The sequence below is a fragment of the Paenibacillus oceani genome, from assembly GCF_014705615.1.
Taxonomy (GTDB): Bacteria; Bacillota; Bacilli; order Paenibacillales; family NBRC-103111; genus Paenibacillus_AB; species Paenibacillus_AB oceani.
The window spans coordinates 64,065-78,508 of the sequence record NZ_JACXJA010000049.1; the positions used below are offsets into that span (position 1 = coordinate 64,065).

General features: G+C 55.0%; 8 protein-coding genes. 3 read left to right on the top strand and 5 right to left on the bottom strand.

The window, feature by feature from the left end; translation table 11 throughout:
* Positions 1–534: 534 nt before the first annotated feature.
* Entirely contained in the window at positions 535–2,424 is a 1,890-nt protein-coding gene (gene htpG, locus IDH45_RS28510; RefSeq protein ID WP_190931557.1) for a molecular chaperone HtpG, read from the bottom strand.
* Between the two features lie 186 nt (positions 2,425–2,610).
* Entirely contained in the window at positions 2,611–3,843 is a 1,233-nt protein-coding gene (pepT, locus tag IDH45_RS28515) for a peptidase T (RefSeq protein WP_190931558.1), read from the bottom strand.
* Between the two features lie 243 nt (positions 3,844–4,086).
* Here pepT and IDH45_RS28520 point away from each other — a divergent pair, with 243 nt between their 5' ends.
* Together IDH45_RS28520 and IDH45_RS28525 are read left to right on the top strand one after the other, a co-directional pair.
* The gene (locus IDH45_RS28520; protein ID WP_190931559.1) at positions 4,087–4,530 is read left to right on the top strand and encodes a HEAT repeat domain-containing protein; all 444 of its coding nucleotides are present in this window, start codon (positions 4,087–4,089) and stop codon (positions 4,528–4,530) included.
* A gap of 119 nt (positions 4,531–4,649) precedes the next feature.
* Positions 4,650–4,946 carry a hypothetical protein gene (locus IDH45_RS28525; protein WP_190931560.1) on the top strand — a complete coding sequence of 99 codons (297 nt, stop codon included), beginning with the start codon at positions 4,650–4,652 and terminating at the stop codon, positions 4,944–4,946.
* Between the two features lie 704 nt (positions 4,947–5,650).
* On the opposite strand, the gene IDH45_RS28530 is transcribed toward IDH45_RS28525, so the two are convergent.
* The 3 genes from IDH45_RS28530 to IDH45_RS28540 form a co-directional block, all read right to left on the bottom strand.
* Positions 5,651–7,981 (bottom strand): family 78 glycoside hydrolase catalytic domain, encoded by a 2,331-nt coding sequence (locus IDH45_RS28530; protein ID WP_190931561.1) that lies wholly within the window; start codon positions 7,979–7,981, stop codon positions 5,651–5,653.
* A gap of 76 nt (positions 7,982–8,057) precedes the next feature.
* Positions 8,058–11,399 (bottom strand): carbohydrate binding domain-containing protein, encoded by a 3,342-nt coding sequence (locus IDH45_RS28535; protein WP_190931562.1) that lies wholly within the window; start codon positions 11,397–11,399, stop codon positions 8,058–8,060.
* 40 nt (positions 11,400–11,439) lie between these two features.
* Positions 11,440–12,798, bottom strand: coding sequence for an extracellular solute-binding protein (locus IDH45_RS28540; protein WP_190931563.1), 1,359 nt, complete (start codon positions 12,796–12,798; stop codon positions 11,440–11,442).
* Positions 12,799–13,261: 463 nt separating this feature from the next.
* Here IDH45_RS28540 and IDH45_RS28545 point away from each other — a divergent pair, with 463 nt between their 5' ends.
* Positions 13,262–14,167, top strand: a complete 906-nt coding sequence (locus tag IDH45_RS28545) for an AraC family transcriptional regulator (protein ID WP_190931564.1) — start codon at positions 13,262–13,264, stop codon at positions 14,165–14,167.
* Positions 14,168–14,444 lie beyond the last annotated feature (277 nt).

The window sequence follows — 14,444 nt, forward strand, 5'->3', positions numbered from 1 at the left end:
GAAGTGTTAGTAGGCCGTTCCAAGTGAAAAGTTACCTTCTTCTGCTCAAACAGGTTGTCCGGAATCCCTTGATTGAATAAGGATGGTAAGGTAGGGGATTCCAGACAAAACTCGCCAGAAGGTAATCTTTTCCCTTTCCACTTGGTTGTCCACATGGAATCGACAGCCTCTCATGAACCCTTTATTTTCAACCTAATAGAAAAAACGAGACGAATAAAGGCGGTTCACACCTCTTATTTCGACCCGCTGGCGGGGTCTGCACCCTTTTCGCCGATTTTAGGAGTCCCCAATGGCTCTTATTTCCCTACCCAAACGGGTTTCGGGCCAAATAAAGGGTGCAAACCGCTCTTATCCGGTCCCCAAGCAGGGTCAAGGCCGAGCGACCGCGATCACAATCACGATCACGATGAACGACCGCAACACTTGCCGGCACAATTAGCCGGCTTACACATCATTCCGAGTCCATTACAAAAACCCCGCCCGGCATCATGCCAGACGGGGTTCCCTTCGGCTTGCGCCGTCACGGCGATCCGATTACACCATGACTTTGCAAATATTGTTCGTAAATTCCACCGGGTCTTCCACCGGCAATCCTTCGATCAGTAAAGCCTGGTTGTACAGCAGGTTCGTGTACAGATCGAGCTTCGCCTTATCGCCGGAGAACGCGTCCTTCAGCGACCGGAACACCTCGTGGTTGACGTTGATTTCGAGCACCTTGTCCGCCTTGACGTCCTGGCCGTTCGGCATCGCCTTCAGAATTTTCTCCATCTCGATCGTCAGCTCGCCCTCGGCGGTCAGGCAGACCGGATGGGTTTTCAGCCGTTTGGACGCCCGGACCTGCTTCACTTTGCCGGCGAGCACGGTTTGCATATGCTCGAAAATGTCCTTGTTCTCGCTTTGCTCCGCATCCGACTCCTTGTCCTTCTCGTCCGGCTCGATGCCGAGATCGCCGCTCGATACCGATTTGAACTCCTTCTCCTTGTAGTTCATCAGCATCTTGATCGCGAACTCGTCGATATCGTCCGTGAAGTACAACAGCTCGTAGCCTTTATCCGTGACCAGCTCGGCTTGCGGCAGCTTCTCGATCCGCTCGATCGACTCGCCCGAGGCGTAGTAAATATACTTCTGGTCTTCCGGCATTCTCGAGACGTACTCGTCCAGAGTGACCAGCTTTTTCTCCTTGGAGGAGTGGAACATGAGCAGATCCTGCAGCAGATCCTTGTTCATGCCGTAATCGCTGTATACGCCGTATTTGAGCTGGCGGCCGAACGCCTTGTAGAACTTCTCGTAGTTGTCCCGCTCGTCCTTCAGCATGCTTTGCAACTGGCTTTTGATTTTGTTTTTGATGTTTTTGGCGATCAGGCTGAGCTGACGGTCATGCTGCAGCATCTCGCGCGAGATGTTCAGCGACAGGTCCTCCGAATCGACCATCCCTTTGACGAAGCTGAAATAGTCCGGGAGCAGGTCCGCGCACTTGTTCATGATCAGCACGCCGTTGGAGTACAGTTCGAGTCCCTTCTCGTATTCCTTCGTATAGTAATCGAAAGGCGTATTTTCCGGAATGAACAAAATCGCGTTGTACACGACCGCGCCGTCGGCGCTAATGTGGATATGCTTCAGCGGCTTGTCGAAGCCGTACCGTTTCTCGTTGTAAAACTTCTCGTAATCGTCCGCCGTCAGCTCGCTTTTGTTTCTGCGCCAGATCGGAACCATGCTGTTGATCGTCTGCTCTTCGACATACTCCTCAAGCTCGTTGTCGTTTTCGTCGGCGCCTTCTTTCGGCCGCTGTCCTTTGACATCCATTTTGATCGGGTAGCGGATGAAGTCGGAATACTTTTTGATAATCGCCTTTAAGCGGTATTCCTCCAAATACTCGTCGTACTGGTCGTCCTCGGTGTTCGGCTTGATTTTGAGAATAATCTCGGTCCCTGCCGAATCTTTCCCGCACGACTCGATCGTGTAACCGTCCGCCCCTTCGGATTCCCACTTGTACGCTTCCTCGCTGCCATGCGCTTTGCTGATTACGGTAACGATATCGGCTACCATGAACGCGGAGTAAAAGCCGACCCCGAACTGGCCGATAATGTTGTGGCCGTCCTTCAGCTCGTTTTCTTTTTTGAACGCCAGGGAGCCGCTCTTCGCGATGATCCCCAAGTTATTTTCAAGCTCCTCCTTGGTCATCCCGATACCCGTATCGGAGATCGTCAAGGTCCGGTTCTCTTTATCTGCGGTGACTTTGATGTAATAATCGTCTTTGTTGAACACAAGCTGGTCGTCCATTAACGCCTTGTAATACATTTTGTCGATGGCGTCGCTGGCGTTGGAGATTAGCTCCCTTAAGAAAATTTCCCGCTGCGTGTAGATCGAGTTGATCATCATTTCCAGCAATCGTTTCGATTCCGCCTGAAACTGTTTCTTAGCCACGAATAAGTCTCCTTCCAATAGTGAAAATAGCCGCGCCAAAACCGCGATGTCGTATTCGTCACCCGTGAAGAAAGGCGGTCCAATCGTTTTGGCACTCAAGTAACTAGACTGCTACTACTATTATTAGTATATAAAACAGACGGATCTGTCAATAGCAACCGCTGCAAATGGATCAATTGTTTTGGATTACGCCCGCTGCTCAAAGCGCTTAATCATCTCCACGATCACGTGGGTCGCCTTCAGCATGTTGTCGACCGACACGTACTCGTACCGGCCGTGGTAGTTCTCGCCGCCTGTAAAAATGTTGGGAGTAGGCAATCCCATATACGACAGCTGGGAGCCGTCGGTCCCGCCCCGGATCGGCTGGATGACCGGCTCGATTCCGAGACTTTCCATCGCCTGGCGGGCGATATCGACGATTTCCATGACCGGCTCGATCTTCTCGCGCATATTGAAGTATTGATCCTTAATCTCAATCGCGATGCGCTCTTGCCCGTATACGTGCCGGAGCTCCTCAACGATGCCGGTCAGCTCGGCCTTTCTCCCTTCGAACCGCTGCCGGTCGAAGTCGCGGATGAGATAGCTCAGCACGGTCTCCTCCACATTGCCGTTTATCGAGATCAGGTGGAAAAAGCCGTCGTAGCCGTCCGTAAACTCGGGCGCTTCCTCCACCGGAAGCCGGCGGCTGATCTCCATCGCTATTTTCGCGGAGTTGACCATCTTGCCTTTGGCCGTACCCGGGTGTACGATTTTCCCTTTGCACACAATGCGGACAGCCGCCGCATTAAAGCTCTCATACTGGAGCTCGCCGAGCGGCCCTCCGTCCATCGTATACGCGTATAACGCACCGAAGGCGGCCACGTCGAACCGGTGCGGTCCCCGGCCAATCTCTTCGTCCGGCGTGAACGCGACCCGGACTTTTCCATGCTTGATCTCCGGATGCGCGATCAGATATGCCATCGCGGTCATAATCTCGGCCATCCCGGCTTTGTCGTCGGCCCCGAGCAGCGTCGTGCCGTCCGTCGTAATGAGCGTATGTCCCTTATAGCCGGCCAGCTCGGGGAAATCGCGGGGCGACAGGACGATCCGCTGCTCCTCGTTCAGCACGATGTCCCCGCCGTCGTAGTTGTCCACGATCTGCGGCTGGACGCCCGCCCCGGTGAAGTCCGTCGCCGTATCGAGATGCGCGAGAAAACCGATGACCGGTACCGGTTTATCCGTATTGGCCGGAAGCGTAGCCATGACGTAACCGTTCTCGTCGATCGTCACTTCCTCCATCCCGATCTGCTTCAGCTCCTCGACCAGCATCCTGCCGAGCGTCCACTGCCCCGGCGTGGAAGGACAAGACGGGCTGCCGTCGTTCGATTGGGTATCCACCTGCACGTAAGAGGTAAATCTGGCTATCATCTCATTTTTCATATCGCTCAGCTCCTTATCGATTATTGTACTGCAACGCATCCCCCATTGGAAAGGAGCCTGTCCGGCGATAGCCCTCGGGCGGTATCCGGTTGCATTCTTTCACCTGCTTGGTACAATGACTATGCCAAGTAAAATTCACGGCTCTCGCCTTAGGGAGCTCTAGAACGGACGGCACACGAACCGACAGCAGGAAGTCTTCACCAGGGAAGCGGAATCTAAACAAACGAAGGGTGTTGGAACCGATTGGACAAACGAAAAGCGAAAAATGAATTGCCGCCTAACTATGCGGAACTGAGGACAGCCTCGAACCGGACATCGAATTGGCGCGAGCGGCTGACTGCCGTAGAAGAGCTGGGCGCCTGGAAACATGAGCAGGTGATCGACATCTTGACGCACCGGATGAATAACGACACGGTGTATCAAGTCCAGGAGGCCGCCTACCGCAAGCTCAAGGAGTTTGGCGAGGACGTGCAGCAGCCGCGCAGGAAAAAGGGCGAACTGGTCAAGGGAACGACGAAGATTTTCGTCCGCATTAAAAAAAGTTTGCCGGAGGGCCATTCGTTCGAGCAATTCAAGGAAAAACTGCATAAGATGAGACTTGATGTGTACGATACTTATGAAGGGGACAAAGGCGCAGAGTTCGAAAAATGGCTGGAAGAGTCGTGGGCCGCGTTAACGAATAAATAGGCGGTGCGAGACGCATCTGACTCTGATTTTTGGAAAAGGCGACATTTTATAGCCGTGATGTGTTATAGTTTACCGAGAACATTAAATTTAGGAGTGATCCTCTGAGAAAACAAAAACCTATGCCCTTTGACGAATTGCTTAAAGAATTGCAGGGTCAAAAAACAAGTAAGGAAGGCCAGACTTCGCTCGACGAACTGTTCACCAAGTCGTTTATGAGCAAGCATTCCTCCTGCAAAAGCTTTAACGAGTTTCTGGAGATCGGCAATTTCCAAGCCGATACGCTCGATGATATCCGTAACATTCCCGACGAACTGTGGGACCGGCATGTCGCCAGGCAAACCAAGTTCGCCGACTGGAAGTCGATGCTGAACGAAGCGACCCGCGAGCAAGCTAAAGCGCAGTCGATGCATAGCTAGTAGCGAGCGTTCGAACGGTCCGCGGCTATAATGACGAAGCAAGTCCTCTTTTTGATAAGAGGGCTTTTTTGTTGCTGCTGTACCGGGGTTATTTAACTCTCTCCACCTTTAACGCCGTTAATGTCCGTAAGTCGATCCTTTCTCCCGAACAAAAAATAAGGGGCAAACGCTAAAGGCAGGCTGCAAACCAAGTAAACGTACTTGAACACAAAATAGGGAAACTCCTCGGGGAGCAAATAAAACGCGGTTTGCACCCCTTATTTCGACCTGCTGGCCACGTCTGCACCCTTTCCGCGGATTTTAGGAGCTGCCAACCGCTCGTATTCCGTGTCCAACCCGGTTTTCGGATCAAATAAAGCATACAAACGAGGCTGTCGATTCATTATGGACAACCAAGTGGAAAGGGAAAAGATTACCTTCTGGCGAGTTTTGTCTGGAATCCCCTACCTTACAATCCTTATTCAATCAAGGGATTCCGGACAACCTGTTTGAGTAGAAGAAGGTAACTTTTCACTTGGAACGGCCTGCTAACACTTCTACACAATGAATCGACAGCTTCACAAACCACTCTTATTCGTTACCTTCACCACGAAAAAAAGCGTCCCTCCCCCAGGAAGAGACGCAACCCGATTATCTTACATCACCCCTGATCGGCCAGACCACCTCCCTGTCCCGCAGCAGCAGCTACTGCCGCTACTAGATGCTTACGACTCCCGCACCGTCCCCTCCGGGTGCTCCAGATGCAGGACAAGTCCGTCCGGCGTCATCTTCCATTCCACCTGAATGTCGCCATACGGTGTCGGGATCGTGCCTGACGCTTGATGAAACACCGTCCGCACCGGCTCCACCCGAAATACCCGAAAACCCGGCTCGACCGGCCGGACCCCCAGTATATAGGCGTAATAAAAATAAACGGGGATGGCCGACCAGCCGTGGCACAAGCTCCCGGCCTGACCGAACGCGTCGGCCCCGTCCTTCGTCTCCCAGAAGCTCGTCGCGCCTCGGTACAGCATATGCCCCCAATCGTCCGCAATCGTATCGAATACGATCTGCCCGTATAGCTCGGGTTCGTCCAGCAAAGCCTGGAACTTGAATAAGGCGTAACTGAGCGAAACCGGCACCCATCCGTTGTCCGGGCAAGACAACCGTCTCCTTAAATCGGCCGCAGCCGGCTCCGGGCATACACGGGCACAGAGGGCCAGCGATTGGGTTAATTCGGCATAATGATCGCCTTCGTCTCCCCCCAGATACGTCCGGTAAGCGAGCGCTGTCGCATCCCAGAACTGTTCATGGACGGCCGCTTTCACCTTATGCGCGGTTTCCCGGTAGCCCCGGGCCGCTGCAGCGTCTCCGCAGGCATCCGCCATGCCGCCCGCAGCCTCCAACGCCATCGCGAAAAACAGATTAAGCGGCGCGTCGAATCTCGTGCCCTCCAGCCCTCCGTAACCCGGCTTGGTTGCGGCCGCACCGTTCAAACCGCGCTCCCAATCGTAGAAGTTCCAGTAGCCGGAGCTTCCCGGAGTGACCAGCAGCCCGCCCCGCAAGCGGGCCGTATGCTGATCCATCATCCGCCGAACGATGCCGAGCATCGCTTGGGCCTGCTCAAGATCGCCGCTGTACAGCAAATGTTCCTCCAATTGAACGATCCATAGGAAGCTGAACGACGGAATCGTGAAAGGGCTTCTCGCCGGAGCGGTCAGCTCCAGATAACCGTCCTCTTTCAACCCTTCGCTGAACAGCCGGTTCGACGCGGCCGGAAATTCGTACTCGCCGAAGGCGTAATATCCGCACAATGCCTGATTCCGGGAATCCATGGCGTACAACGCCTGCTCGCGCCAGGGCGTATCCTCGTAGTGCTCGTGCATGCACAGATGGAGGGTGCGGACGGCCACCTGCTCGATTTGGCGGTGAAGCCGGTCGGGGCAGCGGAATTCGCCTTTCCATTCAACCGGGTACTCCACGGACCGAAGGCCTGCGTAATAGAGCACGAACTTCTCTTTAACGCCGCTAATATGAAGCTGCAGGTAGCGCCCCGCCCATCGTTTCATATAATGGGTGAACCTTTGCCGTCCCTTGCCGCACCGGTATCGGGTGGCGAAATGTTTGCCGCGGACCGAGGCGCGGACCCGAAGATCGTCCAGATGCTCGCCGTAAGCGATATCGAGAACGGCGCCCTCTTCTCCGTCCAGCTCCAGCTCCAGAAAACCGCATTCTTCCCGTCCCATATCCAGCACCAGATACACGCCGCCGTTTTCCTGAAACGCTCCGGGTTGGATCGACATTCCTCCGAAAGAAGGGAGAGACAGCGAACTGCCGCCTTCGAAGATGGACCGCGACAAGCGATGGGACAAGTAGTCGCTCTGCATCAGCTCCGCCACTATCGCATCGGACGGCGCCGCTTGTCGCACGTACACTCCCTGGGTGATCAGCTTCGATCCGCATCGCTCTTTCACATCCAGCTTGCGCACCGGTCTCGCATACCATGCCGGATACTCGTCTGCAGCCCGTCCCGGACCGGATCGCTTCCACTCGTCCGTCATCCGGTATTCCGGATTGATCCAGCCGTCGCGGCGGGCCGCATCGTATTCGAACGTAAAGCCGAGCTGAGCCGTGCTCATCGGAATCGGCCCGGAAATATAAGCCGGCGACAGCCGGCAATACGCGTCGCTGCCGCTCCGGATCGTCTCCATCCCCGTCTCCAGCGTGTAGATCAGCCCCGGGGTGCCCGGAATATATTGAAAGCTGTTAACGCCCTGGTAATAAGCGAGCACACACAGCACGTTGTTCCCCTGCCGCAGCAGATGCCCGACGGGCAACCGGTCGTAAGCTTTATGATCCGGGAAATCGTCATATTGACCGGCATCCGCCCATGTCCCGTTGATCCATACGGCGTACTCCGAATCTACGGAAATATACAGGCTCGCCTGCTCCGCTTGCTGCGGCAGTGTAAATTCGTGGCGGAATTCCACATATTGATTCACCTCGTCGCGGCTTCGGCCGTTCCACATCCAGACTGAATTGTCCAACGGATTCATCTTCGCTCTCCCCTTGCGTCCTCTAAAGGAAGAGGCGGGTTCTCCCCGCCCCGAGCCTTCCTGCTTATCGTGCGAATCACTCGATTTCCCCGACGTACAAATGGTCAAACCAAGCCGTACCGTTCACGTCCGTATCGGACTTCAAATATACTTGCACGTACTTGGCTGTAGAGGCAGGCGTTATTTCCAGTTCGTAATAAGTCCAATCCGAAGCGGGTTGCATCTCCTTCCACGTATAACCGATCGTGGATGCGCCGTTCTCCCTGACCTGTCTCAGTCCGATCGATACACTGCCGGAGGTAGCGCCGTTTTTGACCCACCCCTTCAACACATACTTGGTGCCGGGTTCGATCGCGATCAGGTCAGAGTTGATGACGTTCCAGGCGTTGGCCGCATCCGGCAGCAAGGAGACTGCATAATGACCGCCATAGACGGAGTCCTGTACCCAGCTTCCCTTGCGCATCAGCCAGCCGGAAGGCCCAGTGCTTGAAGCGTTAGCCTGCTCGAAGCCCGGATTGGGCAGTATATTTTTATCGATATGAACCTGAAGCGGCATCGTCCGGACCGTTTTCCCGTCCGCCATGACCCGGATCGCCGCCTCATAGACTCCGTCGGTAACGCTCATCGGCACATACACCGTACCGCTGACCGTGACTTGCTGATTCCCCGGCAGCAGGAAAGGGGCGGGAAGCTGAACGGTTATGCCTGGCGAAGGCACCGGCTCGAGCTCGACCTGCAGGCTTCTCGACACGTTGTTTTGGACGTTCATCACAAACGGGTAGCAGCCGCCTTTATTCACCGTAATAACGTCCGGTTCGGTCTTCGCGCTCAGCAGATCCGTATAAGGAGACTGTATGAACGTATCCGTCGAGATCGCAACCCCCGGCTTGTTGGAGTACTCGAACTCGATAACGGTCCGCAGCCGGTAGCTCTCTTGCGATAACGGCTCCGCGATACGGAAGCTGAACGTATCCGTAACCGATTGACCGCCGCCGAGCTGAGCAACGGTACGGGCTTCCGGCTCCAGGCCGAACGGCTCCGGAAGCTTAAGCGTTACCCGTACGTTTTGCAGTCCGGTCTCCGCTCCGTTGTGCAAGGTGAAGGACAGCTCGTTCCGCTCCTCCTGTCCGACCAGTTGTCCGCCTCCAACATGAAGCTCGCTCTGAACATACGAAGCGGCGAGCGGACCGAGCCGTTCTCTGATTCGCTCCAGAGCGGCCAGCATATCCGGCTTTACAGCGGTACTGCCATTCTGATCGGCCCAATCCTCCAATTGGTCCACTTTGCGCAAAGCTTGAACCGCCGTCCGGACGGCAGCGGCGGGATCGGGTGCTGCGCCGGTCAGATAACCCCGGATCACGTTCAGTTTGGCTTCCAGCTGGTTCATGCGGGACGTCCACTGGGCATCCGCAGAAAGCCCCGAAGCATGAGCCGCGATCGTTAATGCTTCCGAGATCCTGTTCTGGAAAGGGGTAATCCGGTAGAGAAGCGCTTGCTGCGGATCCAGATGAACCGTCAGCTCATCGCCCTGCCCATCCAGCACCGAGCGCGTGTCCCCGTAGAGCAATTCCGCGCGGTAACCCGTTACCCCTAGCGGGACAGTCATCTGACGGATTTGTTCGCTTGTATTGACGGCTGCGGCGTAGCGGACGCCTTCATGCTCCCACACGGCCCAGCGGCCGTGGTCCGTCTGCCCTTGGCCGATCCGATTCCCTTCGGTCACCAGCCGGCCGAACAGCTCCAGCTCTTCCCGGAAATCGACCAGCCCGGGCCAGAGCTCGGATTGCCGCAGCTGGAACGTATTTTCATTGATCGAATAATAGGCTACGCCTTGCAGGCCGTTCGCCAGCGTCTGGTACGCCGCATTGCGCACCTGCCCGATCGTCGGCAGAATCGGCCAGTTCGGCGGATTATACATCGCCTGCAGGACGTTCCAGACCGGCTTTTCCCCTGCCGCCTGCTTGGCCGCCGCCGTCCGTTCGCCGACTAAGGAGATCGGTTCATACGGGATGGTATACACATCCGTTACCAGAATATCCGTCGCCTTGGCTGTCGTGGCGTAATACGGCGGTAGGGCTTCGACCATATAGGTCGGATGCGCCTGATCGAGCGACCGAATCAGCCGGTAGGCGTCGGCCAGCTCCTCCAGCGTTTTGCCGTTGGAGAACGGTTCATCCATAATCATCCAGGCGAGCACCGCCGGGTGGGTTTTGAACCGGGTTACGAATTGCTCGGTCAGCGCCGCATTTTCTTTTACTTTCATATTATAGTACAGCGGAACCATCACCTTCAGCCCGCTTTGGTGGGCGGCATCAAGCGCGCTTTGCAGCGCATTGGCGTTATTCGTGACGATACCCTGCACCGTATTGATCCCGGCTTCATTTAAATAAGGATAGTCGGTCTGACGCACATGGTAGGCCGCGATCGGAAAAAACGGACTCCCGTCCACCAGAAGCGTTCCGTCGTCACGCAGCATCGTCGGACGGTTGATCCGGTACACCGGCTTCGTCACGGATTCCAGAACCGCATTCGATGAGTCCATAAGGCGGACCTCCACCCCGTACGGCTCCTCCATGACCATCTGCGACGGATCGAACGGGAAGCTCATCGGCAGCGCCGCATTCGCATGCGCATACGTCGCAAGGACGACACCGGTCGACTCCCGGTAGATGCGGGCCTCCGCATGCAGTTGATCCAAAGGACCGGCCTGCGAGTTGAAAGCGGCCTCCACGTTGCCTTCATCGGCATCGGCATAATAGAAAATCCGGTCTGTCGTCAAATCGATCATGGGCCTATGCTTCAGCAGAACGAAGGAAGCATCGTCAAAAGAAACCGATCCGGTTCCGTACATCCGCAAGTAGACCAGGACCAGTCCGGCCTCTTGAGGAATCTCAGCCTCAAACCGCAATTGCTGCCAGTCGCCCGTTATATCCTGGGCCAAAATATTTTTCTGCATATCGTACTGGCTTAGCCGGTTGGCCGGGGTACGCACCTGATCCCGGTAATACTCGAATTTAACCCCTATGCTTCCGGTTACTCCAGGCGACTTGAACCAGACCGACACGTCGTATACGGCGCCCGATTCGACGAGCACATCCTGTGCGATCCACGGGTTCGTCGTCTGTGTCGTCTCGATCCGGATGCCTTCCGCACCCGAGCGTGCCGCCGCGGAAGCGACCTGGATCTCGGTATTGCTCCAGCCCCCCATCGCCACCCAAGGAAGCGGTTTGCCGTCAGTGATTTGCTCGAAGCCTCCGTTATGCATCGCGTCGCCCCCCGGACTATGGGCGATGGCCTGCGGCGCCGCCGCTGCCAGCCCCAGCAGTTGAAACAGCAGTGTGAACAGACATAGGATCGCTGCATTTTGCTTGACTGACATGAATCGCGGATGGGGCAGCCATGAATCGAATCCGTTCATTCCAAACCCTCCATTATGCCGAGTTTACGATACGGTCCACTTATTTTTTCAGCTTCGCGTCGGCGATCGTCTTCTCCGCCTGCTCCTGCGCTTCGCGCAGCGCCGTATTGAGATCCTTCTTCCCTTCGATGACTTGCTGTACGTATGGAGTGAGCACCCGTTCGACCGACAGCAGGTACGGATTTTTCGTAACGCCCGGAGCGATCTGATTGTAATACAAGGCCGCCCAGTTTTTGTCCTTAAACGGCGTATCCTGCGCGAACGCTTTTCTTACCGTCTCGCTGGTCAAAATCGGCATGTTGCCTTTTTTCGCTTCGGACAATTGGGCCTCTTCCGATACCAGATACTTGATAACCTCCATCGCCGCGTCCTTCTCTTTGGCCGTCGAGGTGATGCCGAACACGACAGGCATCGACTGCGAGCCGACTTTCGGCTTCTCCTTGAAGACAGGCAGCGAGACCAGATCCCAATTAATGTCGTTAATGTTCGGGATCGAGAACGGGAAGCTGGAGTTGAATACGAACATGCCGAGCGTCGGAGCATCGGTAAATTCAAGCCGGTACGGAAGCTTCTTTTTGTCCGTTACGAACTTTTGGTATCCTGCGGTCTTGCCCGGAGTTAATAAGTAGGTCTCGAACAATTTGTTCCAGGTGCCGTCGAGAAACGTCGGTTTTTCCGTCTTGGCATCCACATAAGGAATGGAATACTGGTTGTTGCCCAGAATATGGGCCGGCGACGCCGTAAATCCGATATAGGGAATGCCGCCGTCTTCACGGTCCAGTTTTTTGGCCAGCTCGTGCACTTCATCCCAGTTCATTCCGTCCTTCGGATAAGGAACGCCGAATTTATCGAAAATTCCTTTGTTGTAATAGAGAACCTGAATCATGTTGCTGACCGGAAGCGCATACAACTTGCCGCCGCCCGACGCTTTTAAGCCTTCGATCAGCCGGGGCTCGATCGCGTTCAGATCGACACCGTGCTTTTTGGCAAGCTCGGTCATATCGAATTCGAGTTTGGACCCCTCGGCCAGTTCAAAGTAGTACGAATCCGTCTGGAACAAAATGTCCACCCGCTGACCGGTTGCGAGCAAATCCTGCAGCGTGCTGCCCGGCTTGCTCTGGATGTAGGTGATTTTGTAATCGGGGAACTTCTTGCGGATCCGATCCCCGTAATTAGCGTCGAAGCTTTCCGGTGTCCCCCCGTTGTTCGTATGGATCACGAGCTCGACCGGCTCCGTCCGTTTGGGCGGCTGGTTGTCGCCTTCGGCGGCCGATCCGCCGTTTCCGTTCCCCTGCCCGCTGTCGTTTCCACAGCCGGACGCTGCCAGCGTCAGAGCGGCCAGAAGAGCCGGAAGTACAAGCCCGTTCGCTTTCTCCCTGTTTCTCGCTTTTGTTCCCATGTTCAGTTCCCCCAGTTTCCCTGAATTCTACAGCAACTTGCATCGGACCATCGGATCTGGCCGGACAGCTTCGCCTTCTTGTGCGGGACATCTCTCCGGAACCCGTATGCCATGTTAGTACCGCTTTTCAGAAATCGATTACCCTATGTTGGCAAACGACCTTATTCAACCTCCCCTCACCTCCCCGGCAGTTTCTTATATTTATCATAAAGCCAAGACGGGGGCAGGGCTTTGCCGCAAAGGTCAAACGTTTTGTCAATCCGGTCAAAACATTCGGCTCCCAATCAGGAGCTCGCCTGACATCGCAAGCCGTTCTGCGAATGGATACGGCCTTGGAATCGAACGGTGGCGGCTGTCCCCTCTTTTATCCGGCCAAGAACATGAAATATAATAAGATCATATCGGTTCTGCTCGCTGTCGTTCGTTGCAAACGATTTCAATTGGATCAGGGGGAATCCGGCCGATGCGTCCGAGACATGTGTTGAAGGAAGAACTGACCATTCGCAAGCTGGTCACCTTTTATTACCGGGAAATGTCCAAACATTTTAGCACCAAAGGAGGAGAACGCCACGACTTCTGGGAATTCATCTATATCGATAAAGGGGAAGTGGAGTTTTATACCGATCTGGGGACGTATCATCTCCGACAAGGGGACATCTTGTTTTTCATGCCGGATCTGTTTCATGGGGGCCGATCGTTAAACAAGACGATCTGCAATATTATTATCCTCTCGTTCGAATGCGACTCGGCCTGTATGTCCGTCTTCGAGGGCGAATGCCGCTTTCGTCTGCAGGAGGACGAATACCAGATCTTATCCTTGATTGTACAGGAAGGCTTGCAGGCGTTCGATCCGCCGGTCAACTCGCCGATGATCTCCGGGTGTCCGCACGAGCGGGAGAGCGCGGCCTTCGGCGGAGAGCAGCTGATTCGCAATTATCTGGAAATTTTTCTGATTCGTCTGATACGCCGGAGAAGAGCGGAACAAAGCGCAAGAAGCAAAGCCGCCTTGGTCGGGGAGGTCCCGACGAACGAATCTTTTTCGAAAATCATCCAGTTTATGAAGAGCCATATCGAACAAAATTATACGCTCGACCAGCTGTGCGACATTTTCGCGATCAGCCGCACGGGACTTAAAATGATCTTCAAGGAGCACACGGGCATCGGGGCGATGGAATATTTCAATCGTCTGAAAGTCGACCGGGCCAAGCAGCTCATTCGCGAGGAGAACGGCAATATATCGTCGATTGCCGAAAGCCTGGGCTACAGCAGCATCCACCATTTCTCCAAGCAGTTCAAGCGGATCGCCGACATGACGCCCTCCGAATACGCCAGGTCGATTCTCGCCCGAACGAGAAGGATCGGCGGCTAGGGGAAGCGGAAGCAGCGAAATGACAACGGCAAACGACTAAAGAAACCTGTCCCACGCCGGATGGCCCTTGTATGCGTTTTATGCAGCTGCTTTTCAAAAGCGTACAAATCTCTCTTGTTTGCCTCCTATCACTGAAATGGGTTGAAGGCAGGTTCCCACTCGGGCAGGGGATAAACGAACTAGGATGAAAGGAGCCATTCCTGTAATGAAGTAATTTGAGCTTTGAACGAAGAAAGCGCCTCTAGTATACTGGGAAACGTTCCGGCAAGAACAATCC